The 17,991-nt window shown below is 61.6% G+C and carries 14 protein-coding genes and 1 tRNA gene; 4 read left to right on the top strand and 11 right to left on the bottom strand.

Annotated features, from left to right (window positions below; genetic code table 11):
• On the top strand, positions 1–1,402 hold a 1,402-nt coding region (locus AB5758_RS05025), incomplete at its 5' end, for an alpha/beta fold hydrolase (protein ID WP_368155417.1).
• A gap of 209 nt (positions 1,403–1,611) precedes the next feature.
• On the opposite strand, the gene proB is transcribed toward AB5758_RS05025, so the two are convergent.
• The 5 genes from proB to AB5758_RS05000 all read right to left on the bottom strand — a co-directional run bounded on the left by proB (position 1,612) and on the right by AB5758_RS05000 (position 6,096).
• Positions 1,612–2,739: a glutamate 5-kinase gene (gene proB, locus AB5758_RS05020; RefSeq protein ID WP_035137237.1), complete on the bottom strand. Its 1,128-nt coding sequence runs from the start codon at positions 2,737–2,739 to the stop codon at positions 1,612–1,614.
• A gap of 81 nt (positions 2,740–2,820) precedes the next feature.
• Positions 2,821–4,326, bottom strand: coding sequence for a nicotinate phosphoribosyltransferase (locus AB5758_RS05015; protein WP_368141206.1), 1,506 nt, complete (start codon positions 4,324–4,326; stop codon positions 2,821–2,823).
• An 84-nt stretch (positions 4,327–4,410) separates the two neighbouring features.
• Positions 4,411–4,869, bottom strand: coding sequence for a hypothetical protein (locus AB5758_RS05010; protein WP_368141207.1), 459 nt, complete (start codon positions 4,867–4,869; stop codon positions 4,411–4,413).
• Positions 4,870–4,933: 64 nt separating this feature from the next.
• Positions 4,934–5,006: transfer RNA gene (locus AB5758_RS05005), tRNA-Ala, on the bottom strand.
• Between the two features lie 151 nt (positions 5,007–5,157).
• Positions 5,158–6,096 (bottom strand): radical SAM protein, encoded by a 939-nt coding sequence (locus AB5758_RS05000; RefSeq protein ID WP_238057295.1) that lies wholly within the window; start codon positions 6,094–6,096, stop codon positions 5,158–5,160.
• 524 nt (positions 6,097–6,620) lie between these two features.
• On the opposite strand from AB5758_RS05000, the gene AB5758_RS04995 reads away from it, so the two are divergent.
• Together AB5758_RS04995 and trpS are read left to right on the top strand one after the other, a co-directional pair.
• Positions 6,621–7,820, top strand: a complete 1,200-nt coding sequence (locus AB5758_RS04995) for an MraY family glycosyltransferase (protein WP_368141208.1) — start codon at positions 6,621–6,623, stop codon at positions 7,818–7,820.
• Between the two features lie 170 nt (positions 7,821–7,990).
• On the top strand, positions 7,991–9,040 hold the full coding sequence (trpS, locus tag AB5758_RS04990) for a tryptophan--tRNA ligase (protein ID WP_035137246.1): 1,050 nt from the start codon (positions 7,991–7,993) through the stop codon (positions 9,038–9,040).
• 393 nt (positions 9,041–9,433) lie between these two features.
• Here trpS and AB5758_RS04985 read toward each other — a convergent pair whose 3' ends face one another.
• The 6 genes from AB5758_RS04985 to AB5758_RS04960 form a co-directional block, all read right to left on the bottom strand.
• A complete protein-coding gene (locus tag AB5758_RS04985) occupies positions 9,434–9,754 on the bottom strand; it encodes an MGMT family protein (RefSeq protein WP_035137247.1) in 321 nt (106 codons plus the stop codon).
• Between the two features lie 79 nt (positions 9,755–9,833).
• Positions 9,834–10,688 carry a DegV family protein gene (locus tag AB5758_RS04980; RefSeq protein ID WP_161145169.1) on the bottom strand — a complete coding sequence of 285 codons (855 nt, stop codon included), beginning with the start codon at positions 10,686–10,688 and terminating at the stop codon, positions 9,834–9,836.
• 119 nt (positions 10,689–10,807) lie between these two features.
• Positions 10,808–11,257 (bottom strand): MarR family winged helix-turn-helix transcriptional regulator, encoded by a 450-nt coding sequence (locus tag AB5758_RS04975; protein ID WP_055310682.1) that lies wholly within the window; start codon positions 11,255–11,257, stop codon positions 10,808–10,810.
• A gap of 170 nt (positions 11,258–11,427) precedes the next feature.
• A complete protein-coding gene (locus tag AB5758_RS04970; protein ID WP_161115862.1) occupies positions 11,428–12,147 on the bottom strand; it encodes a B3/B4 domain-containing protein in 720 nt (239 codons plus the stop codon).
• A gap of 227 nt (positions 12,148–12,374) precedes the next feature.
• Complete coding sequence (pckA, locus tag AB5758_RS04965) at positions 12,375–14,045, bottom strand: phosphoenolpyruvate carboxykinase (ATP) (RefSeq protein WP_192923930.1); 1,671 nt, start codon at positions 14,043–14,045, stop codon at positions 12,375–12,377.
• Positions 14,046–14,323: 278 nt separating this feature from the next.
• Positions 14,324–15,895, bottom strand: coding sequence for an L-lactate permease (locus tag AB5758_RS04960; protein WP_035137259.1), 1,572 nt, complete (start codon positions 15,893–15,895; stop codon positions 14,324–14,326).
• Between the two features lie 180 nt (positions 15,896–16,075).
• On the opposite strand from AB5758_RS04960, the gene AB5758_RS04955 reads away from it, so the two are divergent.
• Entirely contained in the window at positions 16,076–17,656 is a 1,581-nt protein-coding gene (locus AB5758_RS04955; RefSeq protein ID WP_368141209.1) for a lipopolysaccharide biosynthesis protein, read from the top strand.
• Positions 17,657–17,991: the final 335 nt, after the last annotated feature.

Here is a 17,991-nt window from a genome sequence, read left to right as displayed (position 1 = left end):
ATACAACGTCCCCGGCCTCTATGTCGAGGACCACAGCATCGACGTCCCCCTTGACTGGCGCGGCCTGGAGCCGATGCTCCTGGCCGTCGGCAACACCATGCGCCGCGGCGCTATGCCGGCACCAATCGCCGGCGCGCCCGAGAGCATCAAGCTCTTCTACCGCGTGGTTTGCGCGCCCGACCGCATCAACGACGATCTGCCGCTGCTCCTGTTTTTGCAGGGCGGCCCTGGTGGCGAGAGCCCGCGTCCGCTCTCACCCACGAGCGACGGCTGGATTGAGGAAGCCGTCAAACACTTCCGCGTGGTCCTTCCCGACCAGCGCGGCACGGGGCGCAGCAGCTGTGTAGACGGGCGTACGATCGCGGCTCTGGGCGAGCGCGCGACGGCGGCCGGCTCCGATGCCGCACGCTCGCAGGCGGACTTCCTCAAGCGCCACCTCGTCAGCTCCATCGTGCGCGATTTTGAGTACCTGCGCCTGGTGGGCTTTGGCGGTAAGCCCTGGGTCACGCTCGGCCAGAGCTACGGCGGCTTTTTGACGCTGAGTTATCTGTCGCTCTTCCCCGAGGGCGTGGCGGCGAGCTTTACCTGCGGCGGCATCCCCCACGTGCCGGCGAGCGCCAGCGAGGTCTACGCGCACACCTTCCCGCGCATGGCCGCCAAGACGCAGCAGTATTACGACCGCTACCCCGCCGACGTCGAGCGCGTGGCAGCCCTGGCCGATGCGCTCGAGGCACAGAAGCCCGTGCTGCCCGACGGCTCGCCGATGACGGTCGAGCGCCTACAGCTCATGGGCAGCGACTTTGGTATGAAGCCGAGCTTTGAGCGCATGCACTGGATTATCGACCACGCGTTTGTTGATGGCGATGGCACGCTGAGCTGCGGCTCCTCGGTATCCGACGGCTTTTTGATGCGCGCATTCGAGCGCACCAACACACGCACGAATCCGCTGTACTGGACGCTGCAGGAGTTCATCTACGCCGACGGCGACACCATGCCCATTCGCTGGGCCGCGGCAGAGGAAAAGGCACACCGCGCCGAGTTCGACACGCTCGCGCGCCCGCTCATGTTTACCGGCGAGGCCATGTTCCCGTGGATGTTTGAGCAGATGCCCGAGCTCAAGCCCTTCAAGCCCGCCATGGACCTGCTGATGGAAGACACCAGCTGGGACAAGATCTACGACTCGCAGCGCCTGGCCTGCAACGAAGTGCCACTCCAGGCCGCCGTGTACTTCGATGACATATACGTGGATTCGGGTCTGCAGCTCGACACGCTCAGTCGCGTGGGCAACTCGCATGCCTGGGTGACGAACGAGTTTGAACACGATGGCCTGCACGGCAGCGTGGTGTTCAAGCACCTCTTCAACGAAGCCCTCAACCGAGGAGACCTGCGCCAGATCTTCTAGCAAAGGAGTGTCCCCACCTGCCGGCACAAAAAGAACGTCCCCAAGTGCCGAACAAGTGCCGGCAACGACAATGCCGCAGGTAGAGAACGGAAAGCGAAAACGCCCCTAAGCGAGCAAGGTGACGTGAAAGAGGAGGGCATTGACCTTTTGGTCATGCCCGACGATTGAACGTCAGATTGCCGCTTAGGGGCGTTTGCAGCGTCAATTGGTTATGCGAAGACGATTAAATTATCCCTGTGTATCGCCGGCTTCTCGGCCAGGTTAGCGAGCAGGCGGTTGCTGGCGATCTGGTCCTGGCGGCGACCGGCAGCAAGTTCCAGCACGTCCGAATCGGCCTCGGCGATACCGCGGGCGACAACCATACCGCTCGGGTCGCACACGTCGAGCACATCGCCCTCGGCAAACTGGCCATCGACCTCGCGAATACCCACCGCAAGCAGGGAAGAACCACGGCTGACCAGCGCCTTCGCAGCACCATCATCGACCGTCACCGAGCCATGCGCCTTGTCGCCCAGTGCGATCCACAGCTTGCGGGGTGCGATGTCCAGACGCTCCGCCGGCGGATCGAACAGCGTGCCCACGCTCTCGCCGCGGGCGAGGCGCACGAGCGCATCGGGCTCCTCGCCCGAGCAAATCACGCTCTGAATGCCCGCCGTCATCAGGATGCGGCTCGCGCGAATCTTGGTAATCATGCCGCCCGTGCCCACCGATGTGGAAGAATCGCCCGCCGAGGCAATAATCTTGGCATCGATCTTATGCACGACAGGAACAAACTCGGCCGTGGGGTCCTCATGCGGATTGGCAGTATAGAGGCCATCGATGTCCGAGAGCGTCACGCACAGATCGGCAGAAACCAGGCAGCTCACAAGCGCCGCCAGTGTGTCGTTGTCGCCAAACTTGATCTCGTCGACGGTAACGGTGTCGTTCTCGTTGACGACCGGCACCACGCCCAGCTCCACCAGGCGCAGCAGGGCGTCGCGCGCGTGCAGGTAGGACGTGCGACGCGCCGTGTCGTGACGCGTGAGCAGCACGAGCGAGGTGAGCAGATCCCGTGCATGGAATTCCTCGTCGTAGGCCGACGAGATGATGCACTGACCAGCCGAGGCGCAGGCCTGCAGGCTCGGCAGGTCGCCGACCGGCTTGCGGTCGAAGCCCAACACGGGATAGCCGCAGGCGATAGCGCCCGAGCTCACCACGACCAGGCGCCAGCCGAGCTTGCGCAGGGCTGCGGCCTGATCGGCAAGCCCGCCGATAAAGGCGCGGTTGACCTTGCCGTCGGCGCCCACCACCGTGGACGAACCGATCTTTACCACCATCGTTTTATAAGAAGTCGTCATACGTCAAACCAATCGACTGTTCAGCGAACGGACGAACGGGCAAGCGAGAAAAATGATCCGTTTTCCTCCGTCGCATGCGGATCATTTTGCCCAGGGAAAGGCAGAGGCCGCGGCCATGTTCTTGCGCACGAGCTCGTCGCGTACCTGAGCCAGGCCCTGCTCCATGCCCACCACATAGGTCTGCGGGTACAGGAAGCGCTTGAAAGCTGCGTCCAGATGATCGAGCGCCCAAACACAGCGCTCGCGCGCGTCCTGGATGCTCTCACGCGGAGCCACTGCGCTGCCATCGCGCACGATCGGCGCCAGCAGCTCGCGATACTCGAGCTCGGACACGTCGGTCACCAGCGCGGCATCGTTCACGGCCACGAGAGTATTGCCGCGCGCGGCGCCCTCCCCCGCCAGATGGTCCTCGTCATAGATCATGTCGCAGATCGGGCCGCCAAAGCCGTCGTAATAGCGGCGCACGCGCTGCACGCCCGGGATCGTGCGCTTGTAGGGCTGCTCGGAGAGCTTAACCACCGGCGTCCACGGGTCCGTCTCGCTCGCACGGCGGGCGGAAAGCTTGTACACGCCGCCCAGCGCCGGCTGGTCATAGCAGGTCGCGAGCTTGGTACCCACGCCAAAGCTATCGATGGGCGCGCCCTGGTCGAGCAGCGACTGAATCGTGTACTCGTCCAGATCGTTGGAAACCGAGATCCCCACATAGGGCAGGCCCTCGGCATCAAAACGGCCGCGCACATACTTGGAGAGTTTAGCGAGGTCGCCCGAGTCGATGCGAATGGCCGACAGACGCTCGCCCACCGCCTCCATCTCCTTGGCAACCGTAATGGCATGCTCGCAGCCCTCGCGCACGTCGTAGGTGTCGATGAGCAGCGTACAGTTCTTGGGGCTCGACTTGGCAAAGGCACGGAAGGCCTCGAGCTCGGAATCAAAGCTCATCACCCAGCTGTGCGCGTGTGTGCCAAAGACAGGGATGCCGTAACGGCGCCCGGCAAGCACGTTAGACGTGGACGAGCAGCCGGCCACATAGCTTGCGCGGGCGACGGCCAGGCCGCCATCGGGACCCTGGGCTCGGCGCAGGCCAAACTCCGCCACAGGGCGACCGTCGGCGGCGAGCACCACGCGCGCCGTCTTGGTGGCGACAAGCGTTTGGAACCCGACGATGTTGAGCAGCGCCGTCTCGAGCAGCTGGCACTCGAGCGCAGGACCGGTGACGCGCACCATGGGCTCGCGCGGAAAGACGAGCTCGCCCTCGGGGACGGCGTCGATATTTACATGCGCACGAAAATCGCGCAGGTAGTCGAGGAATGCGGACTTGAACATCGCGCCGCCGGCAGGGGCCTCAAGCGAGGCGAGGTAGTCGATATCCTCGGGCGTAAAGCGCAGGTTCTCGACGAGCTCGGGCAGCTCGGCGGTGCCGCACATGACGGCATAGGCGCTGCCAAAGGGATGGTCGCGGTAAAACGCGGTAAAACAACCCTGCTCATTGGCCTTGCCGCTCTCCCACAGGCCCTGGGCCATAGTGAGCTCGTACAGATCGGTGAGCATTGCAATGTCGGTGGGATGCGAGATGTCGGTCAAAGCCATGGGGCGACCTTTCGGATGTGTGGTGCAGAATTTGAGGGTTGGACGAGAGCAGAGCATGCGGACATGACGCCCGATGCGAGTCGGTTAGAGCAGGCCCATGCTGGTCAGGACCGTGTAGCCCATAAAGATGACAAACGCGATGAGGGCAAGGACAATGATGATTTTTTGAGCCGGCGCCATGCCAGGGATCTCGTTCTCGCCCATAGGCTCCTTGGAGGTAACCATGCGCTGGGCAAAGGTCATCTCGTCACGGCTCGGCTTGGGCTCGACGGACTTGGGACGGGCGGCCTTTTTAGGCTGAGGTTTGGGCGCGGCAGGTGCAGGCTTCGCAGCAGCGGGCTTGGGTGCGGGCGCGGGCGCCGATGCGGATGCGGCGTTCGCGGCGGCCTCCTCGGCCTTCGCACGCTCGGCACGCAGGGCAGCCAGCTCCTCACGCTCGCGACGGGCCTCTTCCCGAGCCTCGCGGCGGGCCTTCTCAGCGCGGAGCTCTTCCAACTCGGCGCGCTCCTCGTCGGACAATGGTTGGGACTCAAGCTCGGCCATGGTATAGCCCTTTCTTTTAAAAAAAGCCGCCGACACAATGTCAGCGGCTTATCAAATCCATGGGTGGAGACGAAGGGAGTCGAACCCTCGGCCTCTGCCATGCGACGGCAGCGCTCTCCCAACTGAGCTACGTCCCCAGGACAAGTCGATATTTTACCTACGGCTCGCCAACTGTCAACGCCCAATAACCAGTCTTTTTGGGACGCGGCTATTTTGACAACTTTTCGAACAGGCGATCCTCTCGATGATTTTTTAATCCCCGTCCCAGAAAAATCATCAGCGTGCGCTCTACTTTGCGCTGGTGAGGACGCCGGTGGTGTCGAAGGCGGGGGTGAAGCTCTCGTCTACCGCGCCGCCCTCTTGCCAGAACATTGTCGTAAAGCCCAGGTCGTCGGCATGGTCGAGCACCTGCTCGTACTCCTCGCGCGTCACGGCGCGCGCCAACTCGCCGCCCTGCTCGCGCATGAGCGCATTGGGCGTGTACTGGTTCATGACCGAGATCGGCACGTCGCCCACCGTCTGCCACACCAGGTCCAGCACGCGACACGAATCGTCTGCATGTCCCGGCAGTACCAGATGGCGCACAATCATGCCGCGCTTCATGAGCCCGCCCTCATCCACCATCTCTCCCCCGCGGCGCTCGATCTCGCGCGCCATCTGAGCCAGGCCTGACACGGCCACACGTGGGTAGTCCTTTATATGAGAGAGCGACTGCGCAAGCCCGGCATTGGCATATTTAAAGTCGGTAAGCCACACATCGACCAGGTCGCCCAGCGCCGCCACGGCACTCGCGCGCTCGTAACCACTCGTGTTGTAGACGATCGGGATAACCAGTCCGCGCGCCCGTGCCGCGGCAATCACGGCAGGCAACAGGTGCGCATAGTGCGTCGCCGTCACCAAATTGATGTTGTTGGCACCCTGGTCCTGCAGTTCCAGCATAATCTCGACCAGGCGCTCAGGCGAAATCTCAAGGCCAAAATTGCCGGTCGAGATCTCGTGGTTCTGGCAGTAGGTACATTTAAGCGAGCAACCGCTAAAGAAGATCGCGCCCGAACCGGCCTCGCCCGAGATAGGCGGCTCCTCCCACATATGAAGCGCGGCGCGGGCCACCTTGAGCGTGTCGTTAGCACCGCAGACGCCGTGCGCGCCCTCATCGCGCGCCGCACCGCAACGGCGCGGACACAAATGGCAGGCGGGCGAAAAAAGTTCGGTCAACGACGTCGGCATAAAAACATGCTCCAAAACAACGATTCAGCAGCTCAAACGTAAAGGGCCAGACCGGGTAGACGGCTCCGTCCCTAAGGCGCCGTAATCGTCCGACACGATTTTTGTAATGTCAAGACTGGAATCGATAAAGTGCCGCTTTATGATGTAGTTATTCCGCCCCCCGCGGAGCAACTGGGTGAACCGTCGCGTTTATTTAGGGAGCCCACACAGTCGTGCCTAGTACAGGTATCCTTCGTTGTTAAGGACGCTGGAACAGTCGATGAGGGCACCCACCTGTTTTAGGTGGGTTCATTTTCGTAACGTGGGGGGTGGTTTTCTTTTGCCGAAAATCACCATACAGTCCATATGGATCCCCGCCGGCATCCCGACAAGCCATCGACAACATTCCAATATCTGGTATGCGCGTGATAATCGCACGGTGCAAACCTCCGCACCCCCCTCGGTCGAGTATCATGGGACAGCTATGCCATTTCCGCGTAGCAACCTTTGACCTTTTCCTTCGACGCTTGGCGGTTTTTAGATTCATGGCTTCATCCCCGAGCTACATACCGTACCTATGCGTGGCAGCGGCGGCTTTTATCACGACCTTCCTCGCGGTGCCCCTGGTCAAGCGCTTGGCAATTAAGCTCGATGCCGTCGACTATCCTTCTAAGCGCCGCATCAACACCAAGCCCATCCCGCGTTTGGGCGGAACGGCGGTGTTTTTGGGCCTGGTCGTTGCCTGCATTGTGCAAATCCTAGGCACCTGGTACCTAGGCTGGCCACCCGTCCTGGTGCCGCACCCGCGCCTTCACATTAGCTATCCCATGCTGGCGCTCTCCTTTACCGTCATCTTTGCGACCGGCGCTATCGACGACGTCTTCCAGCTCACGCCCAAGCAAAAGCTGGCCGGACAGGTCCTCGCCGCGCTTATCGCCTGCATGGGCGGCCTAAAAATCGGCGTCATCGTCAACCCGTTTGCTCCCGGCGAGATCATGCTCGGATGGCTCGCCTACCCCATCACCGTAATCTATCTGGTGGCATTCACCAACATCATTAACCTCATCGACGGCCTCGACGGCTTGGCCACGGGCATCTGCGGCATCGCCTCGTTCACCATGTTTTCGATGGCCGTTCTCTCGGGCCGCATCGACGCCGCCGCGCTCTCCATTGCGCTCTTTGGCGCCTGTCTGGCCTTTTTGCGCTACAACTTCAACCCCGCAAGCATCTTCTTGGGCGACTCGGGGTCGCTGCTTCTGGGCTTTGCGCTGGGCTCCATCTCGCTGCTCAACGTGAGCCGCACCGCCGCACTCACCTCGCTTATCATCCCGCTCATCGTTGCCGGCTTGCCTATCATCGACACGTTTAGCGCCATCGTGCGCCGCAAGCGCGCCCACATTAGCATCGGGCAGGCCGACAAGGGCCACATCCACCACCGCCTGATCCAAGAAGGCTACAACCAAAAACAGGCTGTGCTGCTCATCTATGCCTGGTGCATTATGCTTTCGGCCGGCGCCGCCGCCATCAATCAGGTCGAGGTGCCCATGCGCGTGCTCATCTTTACCGTGCTTGCCATTGGCTCGGCGGCCTTTGCCAAGCACCTGCACCTGTTTGAACCCGTGCTGCGCCACCATTACAACAAGCGCACGCACGAGGACGAACTGGTCACCCCCGACGACCCCGCCTTTAAGCAGGAGGAGCAGGCAGCCGAGGAGCGCAAAGAAGAGCGCCACCACAAGCTCTAGGGCAAGCTGCCGAGGATGTGCCAAGGCACCGTTAGCCAAGCACGGCCGCGCCGCACCCATCGCACATGCCGCACCACGCGCGTCCCTCTCCCGCCCCTCGCCTACTTACGCACCACCCCTCCAATAAACGCGTTATCATCTTGACCCATGAACATACGTTAGGAGCAATCATGCCAAACGAGAACAGCTACGAAGTCGCGCTGCAAAAGAGCAACGCCATTCGCGAGGGCCTGACCAAGACGCCCGAGAAGTTCACCATGCTCACCGGCGACCGCCCCACCGGCCGTCTGCACCTGGGCCACTACTTCGGCACCCTCAAGGGCCGTGTTGAGCTGCAGAACATGGGCGCCAAGACCAACGTGCTCATCGCCGACTACCAGGTCATCACTGACCGCGACACGACCGAGCACATCCAGGACAACGTGTACAACATGGTCATGGACTACCTTGCCTGCGGTATCGATCCCGACAAGACCATGATCTACGCGCACTCCGCCGTGCCCGCCGCCAACCAGCTCATGTTGCCGTTCCTGTCGCTGGTGTCCGAGGCCGAGCTGGCGCGCAACCCCACCGTCAAGGCCGAGATGGAGGCCTCGGGCCATGAGCTTACCGGCCTTCTGCTCACCTACCCGGTGCATCAGGCCTGCGACATCCTGTTCTGCAAGGGCAACGTGGTGCCCGTCGGTCGTGACCAGCTGCCGCACATCGAGCTCACCCGCACCATCGCCCGCCGCTTTAACAACCGCTACGGCAAGGTGTTCCCCGAGGTCGACGCGCTGCTGTCCGAGACCCCGCTGCTGCCCGGCCTGGACGGCCGCAAGATGAGCAAGAGCTACGGCAACGCCATCAACATCTCGATGACCGCCGAGGAAACGGCCAAGCGCATCAAAAAGAGCCAGACCGACTCCGAGCGCATGATCACGTTCGATCCCGAGAACCGCCCCGGCGTGTCCGGTTTGCTTTCGACGGCCGCCATCTGCACCGGTCGCTCCGAGGTCGAGATTGCCGAGGAGATCGGCATGGGCGGCTCCGGCCAGCTCAAGAAGTACGTGACCGAGGCCGTCAACGAGTACTTCGCACCGATCCGCGAGCGTCGCCAGCGCTACGAGAACGATCTGGACTATGTGAAGGACGTCCTGCACGAGGGCAACCGTCGCGCCAACGAGATCGCCGATCAGACCCTGGCAGAGGTTCAGGACGCCATGGGCATGGTGTACTAGACCGATCTACTGGCTTGAGCTTTCGATTGCTTTAGGGCGGGCGCTGCGGCGTCCGCCTTTTTTGGAGCCGGACCGCTTCGGCTCCGTCCATCGCACCCCCTCGACAAACAGGAACAGGCCCGCCGGCAGTTAGCTGCCAGCGGGCCTGTTCCCGAAGTACACCGTTGAATCGCACAGAGGGGAGGGATGCGAATCAAACTCAACAGGGCAGGCTTTTTCATCGCCTATTGCCTGCTCCCTTGCTGAAACCAATATAGTTCACCGTGGTTTACTTTCTGACGGCAAAGTACGCCGCCACACCTTCTCCATAAGTTAGCTCTGGTAAACCTACAGTGTAAAACCACCACAAAGGGGACAGGCGCCTTTGTGGTGGTTTTCGCCACGGAAGAACCGCTAGAGCCCGGCAGGCCAGCGACAGGCGGCCAAGTCGACGTGCATGTCGTCCTTAAACGCCACACCTTCCCCTAGCAAAAGCTCACGTTGAGCATCGGGACCGCCAAAAGCGAAGCCCTCGCATATGTGCCCGTCGGCAAACACCACGCGGTGACAGGGAATCTCGCCGGGGCGCGGATTACTATGCAGGGCATACCCCACGTACCGCGCACTTCGTGGACGACCGGCAAGCAGCGCCACCTGGCCATACGTGGCGACCATCCCCTCGGGGATCTGCTCGACCACCTCGTACACCCGTTCAAAAAAGCCCTCAGACGCCATTGCTCGCTCCCTTCCACCCGGAAAAGCATAAACCACCACAAAGGTGCCTGTCCCCTTTGTGGTGGTTTTGACCGGAAAGCTAGTTGGCGGGGCGGAAGAAGGCTACGGCTACGGCGCCGGGGCCCACGTGGGTGCCGATGGTGGCGCCAATGGTGTGGATGGACAGCTCGCCCTCGGTGTGACCGGCCCACAGTGCCGCGCTGTCCTCGATATATTTCTTGAGCACGGCGTCCGAAAGGCCTGTATAGCCCAGCGCCAGCGGCATGGAAAAGTCGACGCCGCCCGCCTTTTCTACCTTCTGGTTGAGCAGGTTACGACCGTTCTTGGAACCGCGCGCCTTGCCCAGCTGCACGATCAGGCCGTCCTCGGCGGCCACAACGGGCTTTACGTTGAGCAACGTGCCCACAGCGCCGGCCGCAGCAGACAGGCGACCGCCGCGCACCAAGTACTCCAGCGTCTCAAGCAGACCGATAACCACCACGCGGTCACGGACTGCCTCGACGGCCGCCGCGATCTGGGCCGCACTACGGCCCTCGTCCACCAAGCGCAACGCATACTCGACCAGGACACGCTCGCCCAGGGTGACGTTATTGCTGTCCACCACGAACACGTCGCCGCCCGGCGCCTCGGCAAGTGCGGTTCGGGCACTCTGATTGGTGCCCGAAAGCTTGGCGCCCACGGTAATAATCACTGCCTCGTCGCCGGCCTCACGTGCCTCGGCAATCGTCTGCGAAAACGCGTACGGGTTGACCTGGCCGGTCTTGGGCAGCTCATCGCGCTCCACGAGCATCTCGTAAAAGCGCTGATGATCGATGTCGACGCCATCCATATACACATCGGTGCCAAAGGTGACGGACAGCGGCAAAACACGCAGAGCGGGGTGCTCCGCCGGCGACATATCGCTTGCGGAATCGGTAATAATACGAATGGACATAACAAATCCTTTCTTGCGCGGAGCTCGCGCGGGGAATTTTGACAGCAATGCCCCGGCACGGTATACGCGCTCAAACGGGACTATGCAGTTGTTAATGGGAAGCAAATGCCTTGGCGGCCTTAGATCTCGCGCAGGGTGTCGAGAATCGTACGCAGCGATGCATACATCTGCTCGCGCTGCTCCACACCCATAGCCTTACCGGTGGTATCGAGCACCTCGCGAATGATGCGGTCCGCCTCGCTCATGCTCTCGCCGCCCAGAGCGGTCAGGCGAACCGGAGCACGATACTTAACGGCGGCATCGCCCGAATCATCGACTTCGACGTAGCCGCCCTCCTCCAGATGCGCGAGCGTACGCGAGACGGCGGCGCGGGTCACGCCTGCCATGCGAGCCAGGTCGGCACCAGTCAGGCCGTCCTTGCTGCGCTCAAGATAGTACAGGCACATAACGTCGGAGCCCTTGAGGCCCAGCCTTGCGCCCTCAGACGTCTTAATGCGCTGGATCTCCTTGTAGAGACCGCTGATCAGTCCGACAAAGTCCTCGAAACGTGTCTCGTCGCTCTGCTGCATGGGAGACGACCGCCTTTCGCTTGCATAATGCTAACGGGTAAACATCTTAGTCGCATAAGGCGACACCCGTACCCAAATACCCCATTTGTTAACCCATCAACATAAAAACCACCACAAAGGGGACAGGCACCTTTGTGGTGGTTTGGGGCATCAATAGGTTCTAGGCGCCGCTACAGCTCCACGCAAGGATTGTCGCGGGTCACAAGCGTCTTAATGACAACCGTCGCTCCCAGATAGCGCTCAAGCAGCTCGGCTAAGCGATCGATCGCAGCCTGGCAATCCCCCATCCGCTCGGGCTCCACGCACTCAATCGCTAGGAACGCATCGGCCGAATCATCGGACAGCGCCGTGCGAACGCCGTCGCGCCAGTTCCAGCAGCGGCACACAGCGCCCGCATCATCGATGTAGGCGAGCTCGCCGGGCAGCGTCGGATCGTCCGTCTCCTCGCCAAGCGGCAAGAACGCATCGCCACCGTCGGTCACCTTCAGGCGAAGGTCCCCCTCGATCGCATGCAGATCCTCGCCTCCCACGGGCAGCGCGTAGGTCAGCGACACCGTGTTGTAAATATCCACCGCGGGCGTAATGTGGCCCACCGGCTTGCCTTTGAGCACGCGTTTGAGCAAGTTCTCGATCGAGCAGCGCGCGCCTTTCTTGGTCTTGAACAGACGATAGGCCTCGCGCCATGCCCTGACCGGTGCGTTCTCGCTGATAGTGTCGCTGGTCAGATGACGCTCCGCATCGATATTGGCGCGGTCGAGCAACGCCGCAATCGCATCCACGTCCTCTTGAGGAATCTGAGCCGTGGGCTTCATGCCCTCCACGACCACAACACCGACCGCTGCCTGCGGAAACAGCTCCCAGAATGAATCCTCGGCAATAAAGCTCTTCATACGCTCTCCCTTCATTGTGCGCGCCCGAGTGAGGGCGCCTAAACAAAAAGCGCCCTTACAACGGCCACCTTCAAAGTCCTACGGTGCCGTCACAAGAACGCTTGCGCTGTCCCCATCCGGAGAAGGGAACGATATGTCAGGCGTATTGTAACCCGAGTCATCCACACGAGCAAAACCACCACAAAGGTGCCTGTCCCCTTTGTGGTGGATATGGACTCACGGCGAAGCTAGTGGCGGAGTCCCAGCAGGCCGCGGCCGTGATGACGGGCCTCGGCGGACACCTGGGCGTGCGGGCCGGCGGCTTTGACGGACTCGGGCAGGTGCGAGTACTTCTTCTCGAAGTTCTCCTCGAACATCACGGCCAAGTTGTGCGCGGCCTCGTCGTAGCGAGCGGTGCTCTGCCAATACTGGCGCGGCACCAGGATGCCGTCGGGTACGCCGTGGCACGTGGTGGGAATGTCGACGTTAAAGATGTCGTCGTGCACGAACTCGCTGTCCTCGATGGTACCGTCGAGGGCGCGGGCCACCAGGGCGCGCGTGTAGGCAAGCTCGATGCGATGACCCACGCCGTAGCCGCCGCCGATCCAGCCGGTGTTGACCAGGTACACACGCGTGCGGCCGTCGGCGATGCGCTCACCGAGCATCTTGGCATAGACCATGGGGTCGAGCGGCATAAACGGCTCGCCAAACAGCGAAGAGAACGTGGGCGTGGGCTCGGTGACGCCGACCTCGGTGCCGGGGATCTTGGCCGTAAAGCCCGTCACAAAGTGATACATGGCGGCGTCGGCCGTCAGGCGCGAGATGGGCGGCAGCACGCCAAAGGCATCGCAGGTCAGGAAGAGCACGACGCTTGGAGTGGTGCCCATGCCCTTGGTCCACGCGTTGGGAATGTGCTCCACAGGGTATGCCACGCGCGTGTTGTGCGTGATCGAGATGTCGTCGTAGTTGGGCTTGCGGTTCTCGTCGAGCACCACGTTTTCGCAGATCGCGCCAAAGCGGACAGCGTTGAAGATCTCGGGCTCGTGGAACGCGTCCAGGCCCTCGCATTTGGCGTAGCAGCCACCTTCGATGTTGAAGATGCCCATGTCGGACCAACCGTGCTCGTCGTCGCCGATCAGCAGCCGCGTGGGGTTGGCCGAAAGCGTGGTCTTGCCCGTGCCCGAAAGGCCAAAGAACACGGCGGTCTCGTGCGTGACGGGATCCATGCTGGCCGAGCAGTGCATGGGTAGCACGTCGTCCTCGACGGGCAGCAGGTAATTCATGACGCTGAAGATGGACTTTTTGATTTCGCCGGAGTAACCGGTGCCGGCAACCAAAATCACGCGCTCCTGGAAGTTGATGACCACGGCGGCGCTGGAGTTGAGGCCCTTAATGGCGGGATCGCACTGGTAGCCGGGAGCGGCGAGCACGCAGAAGTCCGGCTCGCCGGTGCGTGCGATTTCACGGGCAAGCGGGCGGGCGAGCATCTGCTTAATAAAGAGCGCTTGGCTGGCACGCTCGCAGGCGACAAGCAGGCGACGCGTATGGTTGCGATCGGCACCGGCCATACCGCGAGTGACGAACACATCGCGCTCGTTGAGGTAGTTGACGATACCGGCCTTGATGGCCTCGTAGCTCTCGGCAGAAAGCGGGCGGTTGACGGCACCCCAGGCAATCTTGTCGTGAACATCGGGGGTGTCAACGATAAAGCGGTCATTGGGGGAACGACCAGTGCGCTCCCCCGTCTCGATCACCAGCGCGCCGTTGGATGCCATGCGGCCTTCTTCGCGGCGGATGGCGTGCTCGACGAGCTCCGCGGCGGATAGATCGACCAGCAGACGGGGCTGATTCTCGGCGGGATCTTCGACCAGCGCAATACCAAAGTTGGACAGAACTTCTGCAGGGGTAACACCAGGCATGGGGCCTCCTTTAAAAGCGCGACACGTGGACGCGGCGCGCACTTTACTCACGTAAAGCCCGTTGTACCCGATATGCAAAAACGTTTTTGCGGCAACGGCGAAGCGCCCGCCCAACGGTCAAAAATCGCAGGCAAGCGGCCTAGTCGTTAGGGACGCTTTTAAACGACTAGTCATTGGGGACACTCTTGAACAGACAACATTCAAGGAGTGTCCCCGGATGCCGGCACTTAGGGACGTTCCCAAAGTGCCGGCACATAAGGAACGTCCCTAAGTGCCGACTACAGCGGCAGGCCTTGGCCGAGCATGGCTATGGCGCTCATCAGGACCAGCATGCCGGCGGCGTAGGGCAGGACGGCGCCCAGGAGTTCGGCATCCTTACCGCGCACGAGCACGGCGGCAAGACCAATGGCGAGGGTCTGCGGCGAGATCATCTTACCGGCGGCGACGCCCAGGGCGTTCAACGCGACCATCCAGTAGTCGCTCACACCCAGCGCAGTGGCAGCCTGGCTCTGAATGGGGCCAAACAGCATGCCCGAGGACGTGCCCGAGCCGGTCACAAACGCACCGACTGCGCCGATCCACGGAGCCAGAATCGGGTACAGCCCACCGGCGACGGCGATGCAGAACGCGCTGATCGAAGAGATCATGCCCGCATAGCCCATCACCTTGGCACAGCCCAGCACCGAAAGCATCGTGATCACCGTCGGCATCATCTGCTTCACAGTCGCGGCCAGCACCTCGCCCATCATGCGTGGCGAAGCACCCTGAATGGCACCGCCGGCAAACGCCGCCAGGAAAATCCAGACGCCCGGCGTGTTGATCCACGAAAACGTAAGCGTACCGGGATTCTCACCGCAATACACCTGCACGTGGCTCGCAAACGGCGCGAGCGCGGCATGTACAGCGGGCACCAGGTTAGACGTGCCCAGCAGCAACACAAAGATCAGGATGAAGCACGACCAGGCCGAAAGCGCCGACTTAACGGTGAGCTTCTCCCCCGCCTCGATATTCATGTGAAAGCGTGCGTCCAGACGCCCCGACTTCTCGGCACGCATGGCAAGCGCAGCCGTCAGCGCGAGCGAAACGATGGATCCTACGACCACGGCCAGCTCGGGGCCCACAAACATGGCAACGACCAGAGCCGCGCCGACAAACGACACGCCGGAGAGCAACGCCACGCCGGCAACACCGTGCAGACGCTCGCCCACACTCGCGGCATTGCCCTGGTCATCGGCAACACGGCCCGCAACCAGCACAATAAATAGCGGCATCACCACAAAGAACGGCGCGAGCTGCACCAGCTGAACGGTCGCTAGGTGAAGGGAATCCAAACCCACCAGGTCGGCAACGGACACCGTGGGGATGCCGATGGAGCCGTAGGGCGTGGGCACGCCGTTGGCCAGCAGGCAGATGAGCACGGCAGGCACGGCCTCAAAGCCCAGGCCCGCGAGCATGCCGGCGGGAATGGCGACAGCGGTACCGAAGCCGGCCATGCCCTCCATAAAGCCACCGAAGCACCAAGCCACGAGCAGCGCCAGCAGACGGCGGTCGCTGCTGATGGAGGTGATCATGCTGCCGATCACGTCCATGGCGCCCGTACGAACGCACAGGTTATACGTGAACACCGCGGCGATGATCACCAGGACGATGGGCCACAGAGCCATCAAAAAACCTTCGAGCGAGGCGGTCGCGATCTGCGCTGCCGGCAGGTGCCACCATGCGAAGGCAAGCAAGCACGAAAGGACAAACGATCCGATAGCGGCCTTCCAAGCTGGCCATTTAAAGCACAGCAGCATCACGACCAGCCAAATAATCGGCACAAGAGCCAGTAAGAATGCGGCGACGTCCATAGGTAGAAGCTCCTTGGTACCGCGTGGGCGGCATCGGGGGTGTCACAAAACTTTAACAGGATACCGCACGTTTACCGACAAATTACAGCCGCCCGCCGAAATTATTGAACAATCCGTTCAAAAACACGAGCGAACACCGTCGCGTCTATACTAAAGCGCAGCAATAGAAAGGACTCCGCTTTGAGTATCACGCCCCTCGATAGCATTCGCCGCGCCATCGCCCGCCGCAACGGCACCTCCAACCCCGCTGCATCGAAGGACGGCGCCGCGAAGGCCCAGGGCGGCCGCATCGAGAACGGCCTCTTCCCTGCCTCGCACACTGCCGAGGAACTCGCACGCATCCAAGAGCTGAGTCAGCGCAACGCCGGCGGGCCCGATAGCAGCCAAGCCACACGTCGCCGGCGCGAACGCGATCGGGAGCCCGGCCCCGTCCGCCGCATGGTCAACGCTTGGTGGAACCGTCTGCTCGGCGCCGTCTACGGCGGCGGGTTCTCCATGCAGGAAGCGGAATACGAGGAGCACGCCACCCGCCGCGATTACCTTTGGAGCGCTCTCGGCACCGCCGTGTGGGGCTTGGCGTTTCCGCTGCTCACCATCGTGTCCACACAGCTCGTGGGCGCCGAAGAAGCCGGCAAGTTCTCCATCGCCTTTGTCACCGGCACGCTCATCATGATCGCGTGCAACTACGGCGTGCGCAATTTCCAGGTCTCGGACATCGACGAAAAGACGTCCTTCGCCTCCTACCAGCTCAATCGTTGGATCTGCGGAGCGCTCGCCCTAGGCTGCGGCCTCATGTATAGCAGCGCCCGCGGCTATGACGCGCAGATGGCGACGATCGGCCTGGGCGTCTACCTGTATAAGGTCATCGACGGCGTCGCCGACGTGTACGAAGGCCGCCTGCAGCAGGCCGACAAACTCTACTTGGCTGGAATGAGCCAAACGCTACGCTCCGTCGGCGTCATCGCGGTCTTCAGCGTGGCGCTGTTCCTCACGCGCAGCATGCCCATCGCGGCCATGGACATGGGTGTCACCGCGATCGCCTCGCTCGTGCTGGTCACCGCGCCGCTCGCCCTGCTCGAGACCGAAAAATCGCGCCGCGTGAGCCTGCGCGAGGTCGGCCACCTGTTTGTCCAGTGCGCCCCGCTCTTTGGTGCACTGTTCCTGTTCAACCTTATCGAGAGCATGCCCAAGTTTGTGATGGAAGGCACGCTGGCATACAAATATCAGCTGTACTTTAATGCCCTGTTCTTTCCTGCGCAGGCTATTTTGCTGAGCATTGGATTTATCTATAAACCGCAGCTCCTGCGCTTGTCGAACATTTGGGCTAATCCTCGCAAGCGTCGTCGCTTTGACCTGATTATTGTTGCCGTTATGGCGCTGATCGTGGTCATCACCGGCATGTGCGCCGCATTTATGGCAGGTCCCGGTATTCCCCTCATGAGCTTTATGTACGGCCTCAGCTTTGAGCGCTACCGTACGCTGGCGCTGCTGATGGTCGTCGCCGGCGGCGTCACCGCGGCCATCGACTTTATCTACGCCATCATCACGGTGCTACGCCACGCTAGAGACGTCACCAAGATCTACCTGATCTGCTTCGCCGTAAGCGTGGTGCTGCCGGTGATCCTGATTAAGCTGCTGGGTCTGATGGGCGCTGTAGTGAGCTACCTAGCCATCATGGCCCTACTCCTGGTGCTGCTGATAATCGAGTACCGCCGCATCCGCCAACGCATCGAACGCGACCGCAACCCATACGGCGCCTAATTAGCTGCCCGGTCACCGGAATTTGCGATGGAATCACCCCGTCTGGGGTCTCGTTGCGGACAATATTCATCACGCAAAACTAAGTGAGTAGACTTTTACCGAATCCCCGACCACACCAACAGAGCACAAGTCTGTGACCTGCGGTTTTATTGAGGCAAATATGTTGGGTGCTCGGCATTTCCAAAAAAGTCTACTCACTTAGCCAGCGGGTAGCCAAATGATTATTTAATCCCCGTCCGAGAGAAGTCAATTAGCGGGCAGAAGGGCAAAAGTAGTCAAAAAAGTCCCGTCCCAAATTAGCTACCACTTGCACCGATTATTCGCCCGGGTTGATG

This window comes from Collinsella aerofaciens (assembly GCF_040926405.1).
GTDB lineage: Bacteria > Actinomycetota > Coriobacteriia > Coriobacteriales > Coriobacteriaceae > Collinsella.
Note: the sequence above shows the minus strand (reverse complement) of the source record. Positions and strands in the feature narration are given on the sequence as shown.